16 protein-coding genes are annotated in these 21,005 nt (G+C 66.9%); 9 read left to right on the forward strand and 7 right to left on the reverse strand.

The window, feature by feature from the left end; translation table 11 throughout:
- Positions 1–96: 96 nt before the first annotated feature.
- Both ASF87_RS08815 and ASF87_RS17715 read left to right on the forward strand, forming a co-directional pair.
- A complete protein-coding gene (locus ASF87_RS08815) occupies positions 97–678 on the forward strand; it encodes a CDP-alcohol phosphatidyltransferase family protein (RefSeq protein ID WP_327037341.1) in 582 nt (193 codons plus the stop codon).
- A 233-nt stretch (positions 679–911) separates the two neighbouring features.
- The gene (locus ASF87_RS17715) at positions 912–3,389 is read left to right on the forward strand and encodes a right-handed parallel beta-helix repeat-containing protein (protein ID WP_157550033.1); all 2,478 of its coding nucleotides are present in this window, start codon (positions 912–914) and stop codon (positions 3,387–3,389) included.
- Between the two features lie 249 nt (positions 3,390–3,638).
- On the opposite strand, the gene ASF87_RS08825 is transcribed toward ASF87_RS17715, so the two are convergent.
- The 7 genes from ASF87_RS08825 to ASF87_RS08855 all read right to left on the reverse strand — a co-directional run bounded on the left by ASF87_RS08825 (position 3,639) and on the right by ASF87_RS08855 (position 15,147).
- Positions 3,639–8,354 (reverse strand): LamG domain-containing protein, encoded by a 4,716-nt coding sequence (locus tag ASF87_RS08825; protein WP_162238677.1) that lies wholly within the window; start codon positions 8,352–8,354, stop codon positions 3,639–3,641.
- A gap of 64 nt (positions 8,355–8,418) precedes the next feature.
- Positions 8,419–9,036, reverse strand: coding sequence for a DUF4352 domain-containing protein (locus ASF87_RS17720; protein ID WP_056375540.1), 618 nt, complete (start codon positions 9,034–9,036; stop codon positions 8,419–8,421).
- 188 nt (positions 9,037–9,224) lie between these two features.
- Positions 9,225–10,364: a glycosyltransferase family 4 protein gene (locus ASF87_RS08835; protein ID WP_056375541.1), complete on the reverse strand. Its 1,140-nt coding sequence runs from the start codon at positions 10,362–10,364 to the stop codon at positions 9,225–9,227.
- Between the two features lies 1 nt (position 10,365).
- Positions 10,366–11,253 carry a hypothetical protein gene (locus tag ASF87_RS08840; RefSeq protein WP_197065936.1) on the reverse strand — a complete coding sequence of 296 codons (888 nt, stop codon included), beginning with the start codon at positions 11,251–11,253 and terminating at the stop codon, positions 10,366–10,368.
- 2 nt (positions 11,254–11,255) lie between these two features.
- Positions 11,256–12,371, reverse strand: a complete 1,116-nt coding sequence (locus tag ASF87_RS08845) for a Gfo/Idh/MocA family protein (protein WP_042536937.1) — start codon at positions 12,369–12,371, stop codon at positions 11,256–11,258.
- Complete coding sequence (locus tag ASF87_RS08850; RefSeq protein ID WP_056375542.1) at positions 12,368–13,516, reverse strand: DUF1972 domain-containing protein; 1,149 nt, start codon at positions 13,514–13,516, stop codon at positions 12,368–12,370. The genes ASF87_RS08845 and ASF87_RS08850 overlap by 4 nt, the downstream gene beginning before the upstream one ends.
- Before the next feature lie 98 nt (positions 13,517–13,614).
- Entirely contained in the window at positions 13,615–15,147 is a 1,533-nt protein-coding gene (locus ASF87_RS08855; RefSeq protein WP_056375543.1) for a sugar transferase, read from the reverse strand.
- 351 nt (positions 15,148–15,498) lie between these two features.
- Here ASF87_RS08855 and ASF87_RS08860 point away from each other — a divergent pair, with 351 nt between their 5' ends.
- From ASF87_RS08860 to ASF87_RS08890, 7 genes are all read left to right on the forward strand, one after another.
- On the forward strand, positions 15,499–16,629 hold the full coding sequence (locus ASF87_RS08860) for a low temperature requirement protein A (RefSeq protein WP_056376425.1): 1,131 nt from the start codon (positions 15,499–15,501) through the stop codon (positions 16,627–16,629).
- Between the two features lie 89 nt (positions 16,630–16,718).
- Positions 16,719–17,702, forward strand: a complete 984-nt coding sequence (locus tag ASF87_RS08865; RefSeq protein WP_056376426.1) for an intradiol ring-cleavage dioxygenase — start codon at positions 16,719–16,721, stop codon at positions 17,700–17,702.
- 38 nt (positions 17,703–17,740) lie between these two features.
- A complete protein-coding gene (tatA, locus tag ASF87_RS08870; RefSeq protein WP_056375544.1) occupies positions 17,741–17,983 on the forward strand; it encodes a twin-arginine translocase TatA/TatE family subunit in 243 nt (80 codons plus the stop codon).
- Between the two features lie 3 nt (positions 17,984–17,986).
- Positions 17,987–18,793: a twin-arginine translocase subunit TatC gene (gene tatC / locus ASF87_RS08875; RefSeq protein ID WP_082508811.1), complete on the forward strand. Its 807-nt coding sequence runs from the start codon at positions 17,987–17,989 to the stop codon at positions 18,791–18,793.
- 2 nt (positions 18,794–18,795) lie between these two features.
- Positions 18,796–19,008 (forward strand): Sec-independent protein translocase subunit TatA/TatB, encoded by a 213-nt coding sequence (locus tag ASF87_RS08880; protein ID WP_162238678.1) that lies wholly within the window; start codon positions 18,796–18,798, stop codon positions 19,006–19,008.
- Between the two features lie 402 nt (positions 19,009–19,410).
- Positions 19,411–19,695 carry a hypothetical protein gene (locus ASF87_RS08885; RefSeq protein ID WP_157550036.1) on the forward strand — a complete coding sequence of 95 codons (285 nt, stop codon included), beginning with the start codon at positions 19,411–19,413 and terminating at the stop codon, positions 19,693–19,695.
- A 147-nt stretch (positions 19,696–19,842) separates the two neighbouring features.
- Positions 19,843–20,961: a fatty acid desaturase family protein gene (locus ASF87_RS08890; RefSeq protein ID WP_056376428.1), complete on the forward strand. Its 1,119-nt coding sequence runs from the start codon at positions 19,843–19,845 to the stop codon at positions 20,959–20,961.
- Positions 20,962–21,005: the final 44 nt, after the last annotated feature.

Raw genomic sequence — 21,005 nt, forward strand, 5'->3', positions numbered from 1 at the left:
CAGAAGGGGCGTGCACGCGGGGCTCCTGCGTACTCGGTCTTCATCAACCGTCCCGTCGGCCGGGTCATCGCAGCCGGCGCATTCACCGCAGGGCTCGTGCCGAATCAGGTCTCCCTGATCAGCGCGGCCTTCACCTTCACGGGGATCGTGCTCCTGGCGACGGTCCCGCCGTCGATCGTGCTCGGGATCATCGTCTGGCTGCTCCTGGCGGTCGGCTATGCCTGGGACAGCGCAGACGGGCAGGTCGCGAGGCTCCGTGGGGGAGGCTCGCTCGCGGGGGAGTGGCTCGATCACGTGCTGGACTCCACCAAGCTCGTCGCTCTTCCGCTCGCAGTCGCCATCGGCTGGTACCGGTTCTTCCCGCTGCCGTCGGACCTCTGGCTTCTGGTGCCGCTCGGCTTCGCAGTCATCTCGACGGTGACGTTCTTCGGGATGATCCTGAACGACCTGCTGCGCGGCAAGAAGGGCGTTGCGCAGGCGGCTCAGGCCGGTGGGTTCTCACTCGGACGCTCTCTGCTCGGGCTTCCGACGGACTACGGCATCCTCTGTTTCGCGTTCGTGCTGTGGGGCTGGCCGCAGGCTTTCATGCTGATATACAGCCTCCTCGCCCTCGCCGCGCTGCTGTACTTGGCCGCCGCTCTGGCCATATGGTTCCGGAAGATGTCAGCGCTCGGCTGAGCCCGCACGCGCTCCGAACGCTGACAGTCTGTAGACCAGTATCAGCGAATCCTCAGCCACTGCGCAGGGAATTCAGGCTATTGTCTACGACAATCCGCCACCGAAGTCGGATGTCGTAGCTGCCACACCCGACCCTGCAGTGACGAGAAGCACATCGGAGACCCTCCCCCATGCGTAAAAACTCCCTCCCCCTGATCGCAGCTTTATCCGCACTACTCCTTCCCTTCGCCTCCGTGGCCCCCGCCGCGGCCGCAGAGAGCTCAGGCGTGGTCCTCATCCAGGACTCGATGACGCGCACCGTCGCCAAGGGCCTGGGGACCGCGCCCGACGGCCGAACGTACGACGCCTCACCGCTGACCTCGATCTCGGTCGCGAACGGCAAGGCGAAGCTGTCCGCTGCCGCGCCGGGTGCCACCGTGACCGCGCGACCGGTCGGTCTCTCCGTCCGCGACTCCACTCAGTCGACGGTCTTCACGCTTCCGCAGCTGCCCAAGTCGGGTTCGGGTGTGTACGTGAGCCTGCAGTCGCGACTCACGGCCGACGGCTTCTATCAGACGCAGGTCCGCGTGGATCCGAAGGGCGTGGTGCTTCTCGAGACGCTCCGCGTGAACGCGGGGGTGCAGACGAGCCTCGGCCACGCGTGGGTTCCCGAGCTCCGTGTGAAGGCCGGCGTCCCGTTCGTCCTCGAGACCCGCCTCGCTGGGACGACCGCAGTCACGGTCGATGCACGGGTGACCGCGGCAGGAACGAAGCCGACCACCTGGAAGCTCTCTGTCACGGATCGCTCGGCGAAGCGCCTCGCGGCCCAGGGGCGCGTGGGGGTGCGGCTCTATGTCTCGCGGAGCACACCCGCGCTGGCAGCCCTCTTCGATGACCTCACCGTCACCGCGAAGGCGACGACGACGCCTACTCCGCCGACGACTCCGACGACTCCGACGACTCCGACGACTCCGACGACTCCGACGACACCGACCACCCCGACGACACCGACCACCCCGACGGCTCCCGCCGGTGCGGCCGGAGCGGCCCCGGTCTGGAACGTCGCCGGCGCGAGGACGGGCGCGGGGTCGGCGCTCGTCGGAACCACGAAGTACCCGGTTCCCGCTGGAGCGCTCTTCGTCAGCCCGAGCGGCACAGCGGCCGGCTCGGGTACCTCCGCGGCCCCCTTCGCCACGGTCCAGGCCGCGGTCGACCGGGCGCCTTCTGGTTCGACGCTCGTGCTTCGCGCGGGCTCGTATCACGAGACGGTCGTGATCCCCGCGGGCAAGAAGATCACGATCCAGTCCTATCCGGGTGAGGCGGTCTGGTTCGACGGCGCCTCGACCCTGAAGAACTGGCAGGCTTCCAGCGGTCGCTGGTTCAGCGCGGACTGGAAGTACGACTTCGATTCGACGCCGTCCTTCACCAAGGGCGAGGCCGACGGAACAGAACCCGGGTGGCGGTGGCTGAACGCGGCGTATCCCATGGCCGCGCACCCCGAGCAGGTCTGGATCGACGGCGCTGCTCAGGCCGAGGTCTCTTCGCTGGCGGCACTGAAGCCGGGCACCTTCTTCACCGACGTGGCGAACGACCGGCTCTATCTCGGGAGCGACCCCGCAGGCCGTACGGTGCGCGCGTCGACTCTGACCAAGGCGCTTTCGCTGCGCGGGGAAGGCGCGGTCGTGCGAGGCATCGGCGTCCGCAACTACGCGACGTCCGTCTGGATGATGGGCGCCGTCACCGTCGAAGCGCCGAAGGCGACGATCGAGAACGTCGTGATCTACGACACGGCGTCGACCGGACTCTTCGTCGGCGCCTCGAACGCGACGGTGCGCGATGTGACGCTGGCCCGCAACGGCCTGATGGGGCTCGGCGCCAACTACGCTGACGCGCTGACGATCGATGACCTCCTCGCCGTCGAGAACAACGCCGAGCACTTCAACACGTCGCCCGTCTCCGGCGGCGTGAAGATCGCGAAGTCGCGGGGAGTCACCGTGAGCGATTCCGCCCTGCTGCGCAACGACGGCCCAGGGGTGTGGCTCGATCAATCGGTCTACGACGTGCGCATCACAGGATCCGACCTCGTCGAGAACAGGGGTGCCGGCGCTTTCCTCGAGCTGTCCCAGAAGATCGATTTCGTCAACAACCTCGTCCTTCGGAACGCGGGCAACGGCGTCAAGATCAACAACACCGGCGGCGTGAACCTGTGGAACAACACGATCATCGGCGGTGACCGGGCTGTGAACATCGTGCAGGACAGCCGCAGCTCGACGGATTCGTCCGTGCCGGGACACAACGCTCGGCGCCCGTTCCCGGATTCGACGATGCCGTGGCTGATCCGCGACATCTCGATGGGGAACAACGTCATCGGTGAGAGCGCCGGGAACTGCACGGTGTGCGTCGAGGACTACACGCACCGGTACACCCCGGCCGACCTCAACATCCGCTCGGACGGAAACGTGGTGCAGCGAAACAGCGCTGCGGCGCCCACTTGGTTCGTCATCTGGTCGCGTGGCACGGCCAATGTGAACCCGTATGTGTTCACGACGTGGGCGGATTACCGGACGACGACAGGGCAGGACGCGAACTCCACCGCGGTCGAGGGCAGGAAGGCGACGGATGCCTCGGGAAGACTGCTCGCGGGTGTGACGGCCCCCGCCAGAGGTCTTCCGGCGATCGTGGCGACGATCCTCGGATCGACGACACCCACGATCGGGGCCCGGTTCCCCTGATCGCGATCCGGTTCCCCTGATCGGGGCCCGGTGCCCCCTGGGGGCTCCGGGATGCAGCTGAGAGGCCGTGGGCGCATGTGCCCACGGCCTCTCAGCCGTCTCGGTGGCAGAAGAGCGTGTGGGGTGGCGCCCGCGATCACCATGCCCGGTGCCCCTCATCGCGACTCCCGACCTTCGGTGAGGGCGTGTCATCAACCCAGAAGGGCCGAGGCGGTGATCGCCTCGGCCCTTCGTGTCACGGATGACTGACTACTGCGCGGGCCCTGCCCAGAAGTCGTCGTACGTGTAGACGACAGGCACGGCCGTCGCGCTGGACGACAGGTAGCTGTTCACGCCCACGTAGCCGGGGGCCTGCAGCGAGGCCGTGGCATCGGTCGTCGAAAGGGTCCACGCTGTCGGTTCTGTGGTGGCGGTGCGCCAGACCTTCGCCTTGAGGGTCGTCGGGTTGGTGCCCGTCACCTGGAACTCGACGCTCAGCTGGTCGGCGCTCGTGATCGTCAGACCGGGGACGGTCGTCGACGAGAGGACCGTCTCGACCCCGGCGATCGTCTTCGTCAGCCAGAGGGACACGACGCCGTTCGACGCCACGCGGAACTTCGCCCGATAGTCGTTGGCAGTGTCGATCTGTCGTCCGAGAGCGGAGAAGTAGAACCCGCCACCGGTGGACGGCTGGTTGAACGCCACCGTGAACCGTTCCTCGGTGTTCGTCGACGGCGTCGAGCCGGCGAGCGAGGCCGAGTAGTTGTTCCCCGCTGACAGGGTGACGGTTCCGCCGGTGCCGTTGACGGCGAACTTGCTCAGGGCCGTCGCGCTGGTCGGGAACATGGTCCACGCGCCGCCGGTGGTGGTCGCGGTGCCCCATCCGTTGGTGCCCGTCCGGGTGAAGGCATCCTGCGCCCACACCTGCGGTGCCGCGACGGTGACCGACTTCGTCGTGGTGGCTGTCGCCCCCCGATCGTCCGTCACCGTCAGGGTCACGGTGTAGGTGCCCCCGGCTGCGTAGGTGTGGGACGACGTCGCTCCCGAAGCGGCGCCGCCGTCGCCGAAGTCCCAGGCGTAGGCCGCGACGGTTCCGTCCGCATCCGCTGAGCCCGAGCCGTCGACAGCCACAGCGAGGTTCGCCACCGAGGTGGTGAAGGCCGCAGACGGTGCCTGGTTCGGCGCCACGGTGACGTCATGCGTCACGGTCGCCGTGCCACCTCGGTTGTCCGTCACCGTGAGCTTCACGGTGTAGGTGCCGGCGCTCGCATAGGTGTGGGACGCCGTCGCTCCCGATCCGCTGCCGCCGTCACCGAAGTCCCAGGCGTAGATGTCGATGGTCCCGTCAGGGTCCGTCGATGTCGTGGCATCCACGGTCACTGCGAGCAGGTTCGCCGCGGTCGTGAACGCCGCCGTCGGATCCTGGTTCGGCGCCAGCGTCGTCGTGACGGCCCGCGTCTCGGTGGCAGTGGCGCCGTTGTCGTCCTTCACCGTGAGAGTCACGGTGAAGTCGCCCGCCGTCGCGTAGGTGTGGGTCGTGGTGGCGCCGGTGCCGGTCGTGCCGTCACCGAAGTCCCACTCGTACGACGCGATCGTGCCGTCGGGGTCGGACGATGCCGATCCGTCGAGTGCGACGTCGAGGTGATCCGTGGTGGCGCTGATCGCCGCGGTGGGAGCCTGGTTAGGGGCGACCGTGACCGACCGGGTGAGGGTGTTGACGAGCGAGGTGCTGTCCGTCACCTTCAGCGTGATCGTGTAGGTGCCCCCGGCGGTGTAGACGTGCGACGCCGTCGCCCCCGTCGCGACCGTGCCGTCACCGAAGTCCCACGCGTAGGCGAGCGGCCCCCCGTCGGCATCGGTCGACGTGCTCGCGTCGACGTCGATCTTCAACTTGTCGGCCACCGAGGTGAATGCCGCCACCGGTGCACGCCCGGGAACGGTGCGGCCGCTCGCTGCGAAGTGATCGCGAACCCGCTGCTCCGAGAGCACCGAGGGGTACACGGCGACCTCGTCGAGTGTTCCGGCGATGTAGTTGCTGGACGTGCTGCCCCACGTCCTGTCCGCGCCGATGCGCCAGTATCCGCGATAGTTCTCCGAACTCGCCATCGAGTTGCTGCCGACGAGCTGGGTATCGAGCCACAGCCTCATCCCGTCGGCGCCCTGAGTGGCGACCACGTGGTGCCATTGGCCGTCGTTGTAGGCGGTGGGGGTGACCAGGGTCGTCTGCGGCTGACCGCTTCCGAACTGCACCTTTCCGTCGCTCTGCATGATGACGTGTCTGTCGTACTGGGTGCTGAGCCCGCTGGTGGCGTTGCCGAATCCGATCAGCGTGCCGCCCTTGTTGCTCGTCGTCTTGAACCACAGCTCTGCGCTGTAGGTGGTCGGCGCCGTCCAGGGCTCCTGCGCGACCACGAGCGCGGTCGTGCCGTTGAAGGTGGTCGCGGTTCCGGTCCCGATCGCGGACGTCTGCCCGCGGGTCACGGTTCCGGCGAGATTGCCCGTCGTCCCGCCGGAGGCGGAGTCGACGATGGTGCCCGCCGCCGTCTCGTTGAGACGCCAGTAGAGATCCGGCTTGTCCGTCGACACCGCGGCGCCGTATACATCGGTCGGAGCTGCGGTCCACGCGGCCGAACGCCCGCTCGCGAGGTAGTGCGACTGGATGTCGGCCGGAGTCAGGGCGGACGGGTACACCGCCACGTCGTCGATCGTGCCTGCGAGACCGGCGTTGGTCGGCTTGTTGGTGAAGCCGTTCGTCTGGTCTGCGCCGATGCGCCAGTAGCCGTCATAGACCTTCGGCGAGGTGCGTGCCTGATCGCGATCCACGCGCTTGCCGTCGACGAAGAGCTGCATGCCCTCGGCGCCCACGGTGCCAACGATGTGGTGCCAGTTGCCGTCGTTCACCGCGGTGCGGCTGAAGATCGTGCGGTAGGAGCCGTCGTTGATCGCGAAGTTCGCGCGTCCCGAGTTGTCGAGGTAGAGCACTCGGTCGGTGATCCCCGACGTCGACGTGCCCGTGGCGGAGTCGCCGAAGCCGACGATGCGCCCGCCCCTCGTGTTGGTGGTCTTCACCCACGCCTCGACCGTCGCGGCCGGCGTCGCGGTGCTGACATCCTGCGTCGTCATCTTGGGCGTGCTTCCCCCGGCAGAGGTGATCGCCGCGTTGGAGTCGTTGAGCAGTGCGCCCGACGAGCCGAGCGTGAGGCTCGTGGCCGTACCGGGTGCGTTCCCCACGTCGTCGTACAGTCGCGTTCCGGTCGTCTCGTCGAGGCGCCAGAGGTGGCTGGCACCGCTTGCCCTCACCGCTGCGCGGTACGTGGCGGTCGGCGTGCTCGACACGGTCACATAGGGCGACCAGGCGCTCCACTGCACGTTGCCGTCGGCATCCTTGGCCCTGACCTGGTAGCGCACCTGCGCTCCCGGCGTCTGGCCGCTGTCGGTGATGCTCAGGCTCGGCAGGTTCCAGAACCGGCCGTCGGTGCGGGTGAAGGTCGCGATCTTGACGGAGGGGCTGCGGAACACGTCGTACGTGATCGTGGCGTTGTCGCGATCCCAGACGCTGGTGAACGGGACCCTCACCACTCCGGACTCGTTCGAGTACGGCGCGGGGGTGAGGCCGGCGTTGTAGACCGGGGCGACGGCGTGCGGCGAGACGTTCGTCTTGCCGAACCGGACGAGGCCCTGCTGCGCCACGTTGTTCACCTTCGGGAACTCGCCGCCCAAAACGACGTAGTTCGCGTTTCCGGTGACCGACCATGCGGCTTGACGCGCGCTCGTGTAGGTGCCGAACTCGAGATCGGGGTACCAGTTGAGCTGCTCCGTGTAGGGAAGACCGGTGAAGTCCCACCCGTAGGCGTCCTTCTTGGTGATCACGCCACCCGTGGGCGTGGTGCTCTCGGCGATCGCCTTCACCCAGCGCGAGCGCGGGTTGGTGTCGCCGAAGGCGCCGACAACGCTGCAGTCGTGCTTGTGCGAGACGGAGTAGAGCACGCCGCCCTGCGGGAAGCTCGCATACGTGTCACCGAGGCAGTCGTTGAGCCAGTTGATCTGGCCGGTGTAGGGGTCAGCCGCGAAGGTCCCCTCGAATGATGCTCCTGCACCGAACGCGTACCCGGTGCCGTAGACCTGCGTGCCGTCGGTGCTGAGGCTCGAGATCGCTCCGTTGAGCCCGGCGGTCTTGATCTTGTCGGTGGCGGCCCAGGGGAGTGCGGCCCCGGTCGCGGTGTCGACAGAGGCCATGCCGTATGCGGGTGCCCCGTTGAGGGTGGTGAACGAGCCGCCGATGATGACGCGGGAGGAGTCGGGCGACATCAGCATGTCCCATACGAATCCGTCGCCGGCCGCAGACGGAGCCCACGACGTGATCGTCTTGGAGGTGGTGTTCCAGGCCGCCAGCTCGCTGCGCGGCTGACCGCCGCTGGAGCGGAAGTTGCCGCCCACGTAGACGGTGTCGCCCGCGAAGGCGAAGCCTCTCACCTGTCCGTCCGTGCGGGGCGCCCAGTCGAGCATCGTGCCGGTGGCGACGTCGAAGGCCGCGACGTGCGCGCGGGCCTGACCATCGACGGCCGTGAAGTCGCCGCCGAAGTAGACGGTCTTGCCGTCGGGGGTGACTCGTACGACGAGACCCTGAGCGTCGAAGGAGTGGCTGAAGTTCGGAACGGGGTTTCCTGTGGTGATGTCGAACGCGAACACGTTGTTCGCGTCGATCTCGCCCGGCCCGCCGACGGCGACCCCCGGCGGGCGTGCCTTCGTGAAGCTGCCCGTGACGTACACCGTGTTCCCGGCCACGACCTGACTCCACACGACACCGTTGATCTGCCAGGTGGGCAGGACGTCAGCGGTGACGGTGTTGGGCTGTCCTGGTGTGTCGGCGGACGCTGACTCGGTGGGCAGAGCAATGAATGCGATCGCGGCGAGGGCTGTCGCGGCGGTGGCGATCGTGGCGATCACGCGACGGAGACGGTCTGCTCCGCGAGCGGTGCGTGTCATGGAGGTTCCTCGTGTCGAGAAGCGGTCGGAATCGGTGGTCGCGGACGGGCTCAGCGTGGACATGTCAGTCGAGCCCTCCGCGGAAGACGGCGGATGTATGGTCGCCGTCGAAGTCGACGACCACGGTGACCTCGTCGCGCGCATCCACGGGGAGCGCGAAGGCGTAGGTCGCGGTGGCGCTCTTGCCTGCGGCCACCGTGCCGGCGAAGTCGGTGACCTCCGCTTCGGCGGCGTAGACGCGCACCGCGGTCGCGCCGCTCGCATCGAGCACCGTGAGCACCGACGTGCCGAGGTCGATCGAGTCGGAGGAGCCGTTGTCGATCGTGATCGTCAGCCGGGCGTACTCGCGGCCCGGAAAGCTCCCCGGTCCCTGCGACGTCTCCTTGCCGAACGACACGTCGTCGATGCGGACGCTGACGCCGTCGCCGTAGGACACGGCATCCGAGGTGTCCGCCGGGTCCGCCTTCACGGTCGGTGCATCCGAGTGCCCCGCACGCTCGATCTTCGCGACAGGCTCGTCGGGGGTGGTCGCTCCCGAGTTCGCCGACGGCGCGGAGCTCGCGGACGGTTCAGGAGCGGGAGTCGCCGACGATGTGACCGTCGGATCCGCTCCGCTCGACGGCTCCCCGGTGCCGCTGCAGGCGACCAGGCTCACGCAGAGCGCGAGGGCCGCGATGGACATGCTTGTACGCGCAATCACCATGATTGTCGATTCCCCAGATTCCCCAATCAGGGTTGCCGATGTCGACCCGTTCAGAACGAGTCGATCGGCTTGCGTCATCCCCAAATGACGCTATCCCCAGTGAGCGTGATCCTATCATGTCCACCGGATGGGGGACAAGAGTCCTGTGGATAGATCTCGCTAGACCTTCAGCGAAGAAGTGCGGCGAGGATCCCGTCGGTGTACCGATCGACCGAGAACGCGTCCGCGACCGCCGAGGAATCCGATACGGCGAGAGCCGCCTGCGAGGGCCAATCGTCGATCTTGGCGGCGATCGCCGCCGCGAGTGCAGCAGCGTCGCCGGCGGCGACGAGCGTCGCGCTCTGCGACGAACTCACTGCTTCCGGCAGACCACCGACCTTGCTCACCACCGCAGGACGCGCGGCGAGAGCGGCCTCGACGGCGGTGTTGCCGAACGTCTCGTCGACCAGGGAGGTGATCACGGCGATGTCGCTGCGCGCGAGGTCGTCCCACACCGACGACTTGAATCCCAGGAAGGACACCCGATCCTCGAGTCCGCAGCGGGCGACCTGGGCGCGAAGCTCATCGAGGTATGCCTCGTTGCCGGGGAAGACAGCGCCGACCACGTCGAGACGAACGTCGCGATCCTCGCGAACGAGCGCGTCGAGCGCATCGACCGCCACGTGCACGCCCTTGCGATGTGACAGTCGACCGACGTAGAGGAGGCGCGTCGGGGCGGTGAGCGCGATTCGCGGTGGAACGACCTCACCTGGACCGGGGACCGCGTTGTGCACCACGATCGTCCTGTCGCGGACCCGAGGAGCGGAGGACGCCAGGACGCGACGCGTGAAGTCGCTGTTCGCGATGACGCGATCGCTGAACACGAGCGGCAGGTACAGGGCGCGGCGCACGATGCCGGCGACCGAGCCCTCGCCCTCGTGCACGTGACAGACCGTGCGGCGTCGGCTGATGCGGCCGAGGAGGATCCACAGCGGGGGAGTGATGGTGTTCACGATCACCGCGCCTGGGTCGACGCGTCGGATGAGGCTGAGGCCGGGGCCGACGGCTTTGATCGTCGTCACGACCAGCTCCACGAGTCCCCGTGCGTTCAGCAGACCCTTGCGGACGATCGGTGTCGCGCACTCGACGACCTCGGCTCCGGCTTCCTCGAGCAGCGGCAGGAGGGGCCCTGCCATGGGTACGGTCACCACGACCCTCCGCCCCGCGCCGACGAGCGCGCGCACGGTTTCGAGAACCATCCGATCCGAGCCGTAGAGGTCGGAGCCGGGGTTGGCGATCAGGACGACGTTCGGGTCACCCTTCGGCATGTCAGCGCTGAGGCCAGTACTCGTCGACCAGGCTCACCGTCGATGCGATGTTCGCACGGCTGGATGCGCCGAAGACGATCGACTCGAGGTTCGGCAGCGAGGTCACCCACTCGATGGCTTCGCGAGGCGGGATCGCGCCACTCGCATACACCGACATCGCGACGGCACGGAACTGGCGCTTCTCCATGGCGTCACGGTACGCCTCGACGCCGCCGGACATGCGGAACCCCAGCTTGTTGATGTTGGAGCACACGATCGGGTTCTCGACGCCGGCCTTGTCGAGGTCATCGAGCAATCGAGGGAGGTTCATGGTGATGAAACCGGGCTCCGCGTTGTAGCGCTTGCGCACGTGGTCGGCGAAGATCCGGAAGGCGTCGGTGAATCCCAGACCCGACAGCAGATCGACGACGACGTTCTGCAGCCAGATGACGGGGGTGTCGAGCCCCTCGAACATCTTCATCTCGGCGTCGATGAGCAGGGTCGTCACGCCTTCGATGTCCTTGCGAGCGAGCGACGACGTGCCGCGCGCGATGCTGTCGAGCAGTCCTTCCTCGGGGAGGAACTTGCGGATCGCGCCGAGGAACCCGTCTTCCGTCACAGCGTTCGCGTACTTGTGCGCATACGGCATGCACGGGAAGAACGTCATGTCCGCATAACGGTCCGGATGTGCGCGGACGTGGTCGGTCACCTCCGAGATGCGATCATGCGTGGTGCACATGAACGTGTGAACGCCCTCGTCGTACGCGGCATCGAGCACCCCCATGATCGCACCGGTGTCCTGGAACCGCATCTGCTGAGCGCGGGCCTTCTCTTCGGACATGTGATTGACGCCGAAGAACTGGTTGTCACCGAACAGAAGCCGGTCCATGGTTCGCGTGGGTGTCGTCATGGTCATTTCCCTCCGCGCAGTGCGGTCAGTGCTGCCGCGATGCGCCCCTTCGGTGCCGTGTTCACTGCAAGATCGGACGCGGCGTCGGCGGTGAGCCGTGAGCCGTCGCGCAGAGCATCTTCGCTGATCATCGAGATCACCCTGTCCGTGACCGCCGCTGAGGCGAAGTCGTTGAGCCCGGCGGACGCGCCGGCCTGAGCGCGCTGCACGAACGAGTCGAGCTGAGCGCTGTACTCCTCGCCCCGAAGATAGAACCAGGGCGCTTCCGTCAGGTCGGTCGTGTACCGCACGTTCCAGCCGACGCGATATCCGTCGGGGATGGTCGCGGTGTCGCGCAGGTAGACGTGGATCTCCTGCCGGTCGGCGTAGATCCGCCCGTTCGTTCCCCAGAGGGTGATCTTGGTCGTCATCTTGCGCTGCGACTCGTCGGACCAGTTCGAGATGATCTGCGCCGTGCCGTTCGGGTAGTGCAGCGTGCTCGCGACCGCATCGTCGATCTGCGCCGAGAAGATGCTCGTCAACTGGCTTCCGCTCACCGAGTCCGGCGTGCCGAGATACCAGGTGAGGAGGTTCAGCGGATGGGCCGCGTAATCGTAGAGGCAGCCGCCCCCGGTCGCGCGCTCGCTGCGCCAGGTGCGCCCGGCGGGCTTCAGCACGACGGGGCCGTACGCCTCGGCGAGGGCCGTGTTGACGGTGCCGATGGCGTCGAGGTCGAGCAGGCGCTTGACCTCGCTGAAAGCACCGACGAAGCGATTGTGATAACCGACCTGGGTGACGAGTCCCTTCTGCTCGGCGAGCGCGGTGAGCTCGATGCTGTCGGCCGGATCGATCACGAGCGGCTTCTCGCAGAAGACGTGGATGCCGCGCTCGAGTGCGTTCCGGATCATCCCGGCGTGCAGGTGCGTCGGCGTCGCGATGATGATGGCCTGCGGGCGGGCCTCGTCGAGCATCTTGTCGAGGTCCTTGTAGGGCTTGACCCCGGTGTACTTGGCCAGGATGTCGAGCAGATAGCCGGTGGCGTCGCACACCCCCACCAGATTCACGTCGGGGTGGGCCTTGATCATCGAAAGATGAGACAGCCCCATCTTCCCGAGTCCGACCACTGCGACATCGATCATGCGTTTACCCCTGTCTGCTGCTGTACGTGCCCGCGACGCGCGAGCGCGGTGCGAAGAGCGTGTTCATACTCGGAGCCGATCTTGGTCCACGTGAACTCAGCGTGGAAACGGTCACGGCTGGCGGCGCCCATGCGCCGCCTTCTGCTGTCATCGGAGAGCACATCGTCGAGCAGACCGGCGAGATCGTCGGTTCCGGTGAAGTAGGCGTTGTCGGGTCCGGCGACCCAGGTGTTGTAGGGATTGTCATGGGCGATCACGGCGTTGCCCGCGGCCATCGCCTCGACCAGTGACGGGTTGGTGCCGCCCACCGTGTGCCCGTGCAGGTAGAGAGCGGAGTGGAAGCGGAGCGACTGCAGACGCTCGGGTTCGAAGATCGCCCCAGGGAACAGGACCTCATCGGAGGCTGCGGCGCGCACGGCGAGATGGTATGGATCATCATCTCCGTAGGGACCCACGACCACGAGCGGCATGCCGCGTTTCGCGGACGACCACGCCTTCACGATCTCGAGCACCGAGTTCTCGGGGATCGGGCGGCAGACGATCGTCGCGTACTGATCGGGGACGAGGCCGAGCGCTTCGACGGGGCCGGTCGGCGCGTCGGTGACCTCGTGCGCGCCGTAGGTGATCGTCTGCACCCGCTTCTTCCCGAAGTGCCGACGCAGGTACGTCGCGATCACCGGGTGGTCTGCGATCAGCACGTCTCCGACGAGGCCGGCCAGGCGTTCGTTGGCGAGCAGAATTCCCTGTTTCACGACACCCCACCGCTTGCGGGTCCACTCCATGCCGTCCATGTTGATGACATTGGGGATCCGGCGAAGCCGGGGGATCACGTCGAACACGCCGGTGTTGTAGCCGAAGGTGAGCCAGACATCGCCATCCGAGTGCGCTCGCATCGCGTGACGGATGGAGGTCAGGTCGAACGCCGAGGTCCCCTTCCAGCCCTCGCGGGGCTCGTGGATCAGGACGCGCTGCAGGCCGTTCCATTCGTCCACCGTCGTCGGCCCCTCCCCGGGGATCTGACAGTAGACGATGACGTTCCACCCCTGCTCGCGCAGGTACAGGCCGACGTTCTCGGCGGCCGTCTCGAAGCCGCCGTAGGCGGCGGGAACGCCATGGGTGCCAAGTATCCGGACGGTTGATGGCACGGTGATTTTCCCCTCATGTCGGGTGCTTCCGCACCCACTTCACTGCGTCACGGTTCTGCATCCGCCTCCCCGGCGGACCGAACCACAGTGTTCTGTGACTAGTATGCCCCGCTGGGCCGCACCATGACCTTGGCAGTGCGCCACATGATCTGCAGGTCGTTCATGACCGACCAGTTCTCGACGTAGCGCAGGTCGAGACGAACGCTCTCGTCCCACGAGAGGTCACTGCGGCCGGAGACCTGCCACAGACCCGTGATGCCCGGCTTGATGTAGAGACGACGGAACACGGTGCCGTCGTAGGCGGTGACCTCGGAAGGAAGCGGCGGGCGCGGACCCACGACGCTCATGTCGCCGATGAGGACGTTCCAGAACTGCGGCAGCTCGTCGAGCGACAGCTTGCGCAGGATTCGGCCGACTCGGGTGACACGCGGGTCGTCTTTCATCTTGAACAGCAGGCCCGCGCCCTCGTTCTTCTCTTGGAGCGTCGCGAGCTGCTGCTCGGCATCGGTCTTCATCGAGCGGAACTTCATGATCTGGAAGGTGCGGCCATCTCGGCCGACGCGCTCCTGAGAGAAGAACAGGGGCCCCGGCGAGTCGAGCTTCACGAGCAGGGCGAGGATCGGCGTGATCAGCGCGATCGGGATGAGCGCGACGGATGCGACGGCGATGTCGAGTGCACGCTTGAGCACGTGCTGACCGCCCTCGTACGAGGGGATCTGCACCTGGATGAGCGGAAGCCCCTCGACCGGTGCGAAGGAGATGCGCGGACCGGCGACGTCGGTGAGGCGGCTGGAGAGCACGAGTTCTGCTGCGGTGCCCTCGAGCTGCCAGCTGAGGTGCTTCACGAAATCGGGCTCGCCGTCGGGACGGCTCGCGACGATGATCGTGTCAGCGCCAAGCTCGGCGGCCACGGTCGAGACCGAGTTGACGTTGCCGAGCACCGGGAACTGCGCGCCGCGGGCTTCGACGTCGCGTGCGTTGCCGTCGAGCAGCGTCGCGCCGACGACCTGATACCCGGAGGCACCGATCGGGTGCAGGGTGCGGATGACGTACTCGACGTCGTCGCGGTTGCCGACGACGAGCGTGCGCGAGGCGAAACGCCCTCGCGCACGCTGCGCCGTCAGCCAGTGCCGCCACGCCCAGCGGGTGACGAGCAGCGTGAGAACACCGAGCGGCAGGCCGACGAGCAGCACGAGCTGCGTCGTCTGCCAACCGAGCACGACGCTGAGCATGGCGATGATCCCGAACGCCAGCCCGCTGGCGTGTGCCACACCGCGGTACTCGGTGGCGCTGGCGCGGAACAGCGCTGCGTCACGGGTGTGCAGCGCGCCGAGCATCAGATACCAGAGCGTGCCCAGCAGAGTGCCGGTTCGCAGGGCCTCTTCCCCTGCGACACCGGTCATCACCTGGACCGCTGCTGTGATTCCGACTGCGAACAGGATGACCCCGGCATCCGTGATCCGCAGTCGCATCCGATAACGCCGCTCCCACTGACGGCGTCGCTCCAGCGTTGCGGACACGCGAGGTGTGACCACCGTGCGCGTGACCGACTTGGCGGCTCGCGGAGCAGCGACCGGCGTGAAGACCGTACCCGTGCGGGTGATGCTCAGAGCATCCTCGACGGAAGTCATGCCGAGGCCCCTTGAGCCGTGAATGTACGCAAAATTCCCCAGTGCGCCATAGTTTTCCCCAGATATTCCCCAGACCACGGACCCCACGTCCATGGCATCGTCTGCGTCCCGACCCCTCGGGTCCTGCTGCATCCGTGATCCCAAATCACGAGTTGCGGTCACCGTCCCACACGGTGGTGCTGGCAGCAGGCACTGCAGACTTCGTTCACTCTAGCGGAACCGGACGTTCAGCGGAAGGTAATTCACGCGAGTGGATCAACCTTTATTCCAGTACATGCGCTCCGGGGCCAGCGGCGCCGATATTCTGACCGCGTGACGACCACCTCAGCGACCCGATTCCATCTCAGTCGCATGCTGCCCAGGGATCCGGCGCAACCGCATCGCACCGCAAGCACGCTCGAGTTGTTCTTCGATCTCGTCTTCGTCGTCGCGGTGAGCATCGCCTCGGCCCAACTGCACCATGCGCTGAGCCACGGCGACTTCGTCCACGGCATCACCTCCTATGCGCTGGTGTTCTTCGCGGTGTGGTGGGCGTGGATGAACTTCACGTGGTTCGCCACATCGTTCGACACCGACGACTGGCTCTACCGCGTCACGACGATCGTGCAGATGGGCGGAGTCCTCGTGCTGGCGGCCGGGATCCCTGCGGCGTTCGAGCGCGGTGACTTCACGCTGCCGGTGATCGGCTACATCGTGATGCGTCTCGCGATGATCGGGCAATGGCTGCGCGCGTCACGTGGTGCGGGAGAGCTGAAGGCCGCGACCCGTCGGTACGCTTTCGGCATCGCCGGTGTGCAGGCGCTGTGGGTGCTGTTCCTGTTCATCCCGTCGGGGCCTTTCCAGATCGTGGCCTTCGTCGTCTTCGCGCTCGTCGAGATCAGCGTGCCGGTGTTCGCCGAGCACCGCAAGCAGACGCCCTGGCATCCGCATCACATCACGGAGCGCTACGGTCTCTTCACGCTCATCGTGCTCGGTGAGAGCCTCCTCGCCTCCGCCAACGCGATCATCGATGCGAGGAACGAGCTCGACTCCTTCGTACCGCTCATCTCGATCTCCGTGCTGACCCTGGTGGTGACCGCCTCGCTGTGGTGGATCTACTTCTGGCCGCCGCATCACAAGGCGATCACGACGTTCGGGCGGTCGCTCCGTTACGGGTACTCGCACTATTTCGTCTTCGCCGCGGCCGCCGCGTTCTCGGCCGGAATCGAGGTCGAGCTCGACGTCCTGACCGGCGAGAGTCATCTCCCTCACTCCGTCGGTTCTCTCACGGTGGCCATCCCCATCGCGCTGTTCCTGCTCGGCATCTGGTGGATCGCGATCCGCGAGCACGCCGACAGAGTCGTGAACACGGTCATCCCGCTCGGTGCGGCGGTGGTGCTGCTCGACCCGATCCTGCCGATCCCGGTGGCGATCACGGCCGCCGTCCTCGTCGTGATCGTCGTCGTGCTCGTCCTGCACCCGCCCGTCCGCCGGGAGTCATAGTCTTCGCATAGACGAGACATAGCTCGCTGATCGGGCCCTCCGTGACCATGGGTACATCGACACCCATCTACACCGAGAGGAGCACGATCATGAGCCGCATCCCCGAACCCGTCCAGACCCCTGAGGGCCCGACCTACGAGGGGCGACTGCTCGACCGCGCCGACGAGGAGGTCGTCGATCAGGGCGCCGCCTTCGACATCCGCACGCTGGTGACCCGCCGCGGCGTGCTCGGACTCGCCGGGCTCGGGGTGGGTGCGCTGGTCCTCGCCGCATGCGCTCCGTCGGAGAGCACCACGTCGAGCACGAGCGACTCGACGGCGACGACCGACACGGGTGGCTCGTCCGGATCGACGGCCACCACAGCGACGGGCGAGATCCCGGATGAGACCGCAGGGCCGTACCCCGGCGACGGCTCGAACGGGCCGGATGTCCTCGAGGAGTCCGGCATCGTGCGTCAGGACATCACGACCTCGATCGACGGCTCGGCGACTGCAGACGGCGTACCCCTGACGTTCGAGCTGCAGGTCGTGGACCTCGCGAACGGCAGCGTCCCGTTCGAGGGAGTCGCGGTCTACGCGTGGCACTGCACGGCCGAGGGTGAGTACTCGATGTACTCCTCGGGCCTCGAGGACGTCACCTACCTCCGCGGAGTGCAGGTCGCGGATGCCGAGGGCAAGGTCTCGTTCAGGTCGATCTTCCCCGGATGCTACTCGGGCCGCTGGCCGCACATCCACTTCGAGGTCTATCCGGACGTCGACTCGATCACGGACTCGGCCAACGCCATCGCCACCTCCCAGCTGGCGCTGCCGGAAGACGTCTGCGCCACCGTCTACGCCGACTCGCGGTACCCGGGGTCCTCGCAGAACCTCGCGCAGACGAGCCTCTCCTCCGACAACGTCTTCGGCGACGATTCCGGCGCCCTTCAATTGGCCACGGTCACCGGTGACGCTGGCAGCGGGTACTCCGCATCGCTCGTGGTGGGCGTCGACACGACCACGACGCCGAGCGCGGGCTCCGCCCCGTCGGGCGGCGAGGGCGGCCCAGGCGGCGGTGGTGAGCCGCCGTCCGACTGATCACGAACCACGCACCTCATACGAGAAAGAAGGAAGACATGCTTCAGAACCTCACAGGGTGGCACGCCCTGATCATCCTCGCGATCGTCGTCCTCATCTTCGGCGCCGCGAAGCTCCCCGCCCTCGCCAGGAGCGTCGGCCAGTCCATGCGCATCCTCAAGTCGGAGGTCGCAGAGACCTCCAGCGAGGCGCGGATCGAGCCGGCACCGAGCGTCGGCAGCCCGGCGGATGCTCGCGATTCCGCCGACGTCATCACGCCTGCCCTGCGGGCCGCGGAGTAGAACGTGTCCGCGCTCGTCGCTGACGCCGTCGAGGCGAGCACGTCGTCCGCTCCGACCAGGACGCCCCTGTCGTCGCACCTGCGGGAGGCGCGCACGCGCTCGTACCGCGCGGCGGCAGCGCTCCTGGTCGGGGTTGCCGCCGGCTATGTGCTGTCAGACCAGATCCTCGAGGTGGTTCGGGCACCCATCACTGCGCTCGCCGAGTCGCGCGACGCGAGCCTGAACTACGACAGCATCACCGGGGCATTCGACCTCAAGCTCAAGATCGCACTCTTCGCGGGTGTCGCTCTGTCGAGTCCCGTGTGGATGTACGAGCTCCTCGCCTTCCTGGCCCCCGGCCTCACCACGAAGGAGAAGAAGTACACGTTCGGGTTCCTCGCGGCATCCGTCCCCCTGTTCGCCGGCGGCTGCCTGGCGGGTCTCCTGCTGTTCCCTCGCATGGTCGAACTGCTTGCGAGCTTCGCCGCGACCGAAGACAGCACCCTGCTGCAGGCGTCGTACTACGTCGACTTCATCCTCAAGATCGTGCTCGCCACGGGCATCGCCTTCGTGCTTCCCGTGTTCCTGGTGATGCTCAATCTGCTGGGCGTCGTCTCGGCCGGAGCGATCGCGAGGAGCTGGCGGATCGTCATCGTCGCCATCGTCCTGTTCAGCGCGATCGTGACCCCGGCTGCCGATGTGCTGTCGATGTTCCTGATCGCCGTTCCCATGACCGCGCTGTTCCTGATGGCGTTGCTCATAGCCTGGCTCCATGACCGCAGAGCGCGCCGCAGCGCGGCTGCGATGACCGCCGGCGCGACGGAGGGATGACGATGTTCGGACTCACGATCGAGAAGCTGTTCCTCGTCGCGCTGATCGCGGCGGTGATCATCGGTCCTCGACGGCTGCCCGAGTACGCGCGCCGTCTCGGGGCGCTCGTCCGCCGTGTCACCCTGCTCGCAGGCGACGCGGCGCGGCGAGCCGAGCAGGAGACCGGTGTGGCGAGCATCCGCCAGGACTGGACGGCGTTGGATCCTCGGCAGTAAGACCCTCGGCGGATCATCCGCGACGCGTGGGCGGCGGGGGAGAACGCGGAGCCGAGGGAGCAGGTGCCGATCGTCACGGAGAACGCTGTGACGGAGGACTCGGCGACGGCGGATGCGGCCGATGACGCACGGCCCGAGCCCGAGGGGGCCTGGATCATGGCGGGGTCGTCGGGCCACCCGCGGCGTGTGTGGGTCCCGGCCGAAAGCTGAAACGCGCACCGGCCAAGCCGACCTGCTAGACTGATGGAGCACCGTGTGTTCTGGCCCTATCTAGGCCGTCCACGGAGCCACTGATCAGGGCCATTACGGACCACGTGCATCGATGCGCGCGGCATCCGCCCTTGATCTCACATCTTGCGGGTCGCGACATCGCGTGCCCGTCACACAGCAATGAGTATGACCATGAGCATGACCACTTTTCCTCCTTCCGATCCGTTGACCTGGAAACAGGCCGACGCAGACGTGCACGTCGCGACCCGATCAGGCGAATTCGCCGGTTTCATCGAGTTCGACGGCACCACCCACCTCGCCCGTGATCAGCGCGGGACCGAGCTCGGCGCCTTCGATTCTCTCGACGACGCGCGCGAGGCACTCGAGGGCGCGTACGCCCCGAAGCGCCGCGCACGCACCTTCTCGTTCGCGCTCCCGCGCGCGCTGAGAAGACGCCCTCGGCGAGCCCGCGCCTGACCGTTTCATTCACAGGACCTGTGAATCGTCAAGGGGTGCCGATGTATTCCCCACGGCGCATGTGCGGGGGGTTAGGTTGAGTTAAGCGTTGGGCGATCTGCCTTGGGCTTATCACAGCTCAAGGGCTCGAATCGACGGGAGAGCAACATCTCCATTTCACAGGTCGAAAAGACCGCGGCCTCGCTCGGACCGGTACGCCAGACGTATTCCGGAAACGCAGACATCCCCCCGATGACGCACGCTTACAAGCAGGTGTCGCAGGTCGTCCGGGAGACGGGCCTTCTCCGGCGTGCCGGATGGTTCTACATCTTCGTCGCCGCCGGCCTCGCCGTCGCCCTCGGAGGACTCATCACCGGCTTCATCCTGCTCGGCGACAGCTGGTTCCAGCTGCTGATCGCCGCTGGCCTCGGCCTCGTCCTCACGCAGGTGGCGTTCCTCGCCCATGAGGCGGCGCACCGCCAGATCCTCACCTCGGGCCCGGCGAACTTCCGCCTCGCTCGCATCCTGGCCGCCGGCGTCGTCGGCATCAGCTACTCGTGGTGGGACTCCAAGCACACCAAGCACCACGGAAACCCGAACCAGGTCGGAAAGGACCCCGACATCGAGGTCGACACGATCTCGTTCCTCGAGACGGATGCGGCGCAGTCGCGCGGCATCGTCCGCCTGATCACGCGCAAGCAGGGATGGCTGTTCTTCCCGCTGCTGACGCTCGAGGGGCTCAACCTCCACTATCTCGGCGTCAAGCACCTGGTGACCAGCAAGAAGGCCAAGGGCCGTTGGATCGAGCTGGGGCTGATCGCCCTCCGGTTCGCGATCGTTCTGATCCCGGTCTTCCTGATGCTCCCGCTCGGCATGGCGTTCGCCTTCATGGGCGTGCAGCTCGCCGTGTTCGGCGTCTACATGGGGGCGTCGTTCGCCCCGAACCACAAGGGAATGCCGATCATCGATCCGAACGCCCGCCTCGACTTCTTCTCGAAGCAGGTGCGCACCTCGCGCAACATCCGCGGCGGATGGTGGGCCACCTGGCTCATGGGCGGTCTCAACTATCAGGTGGAGCACCACCTGTTCCCGAACATGCCGCGTCCGCACCTCTCCAAGGCCCGCGAGATCGTCCGCGACTACTGCGTCTCGAACGACGTGCCGTACACCGAGACCAGCCTTCTGCGCTCGTACGCGATCGTCATCGAGTACCTCAACCGCGTCGGCCTCGCCGCCGGTGCTGATCCGTTCGACTGCCCGGCAGCCACCCAGTTCGTGCGCGCGTAGACAGTCCGCATCGTCGATTCGAACGGCCCTCATCCCTCGGGATG

This window comes from Microbacterium sp. Leaf161 (assembly GCF_001423645.1).
Lineage (GTDB): Bacteria > Actinomycetota > Actinomycetes > Actinomycetales > Microbacteriaceae > Microbacterium > Microbacterium forte.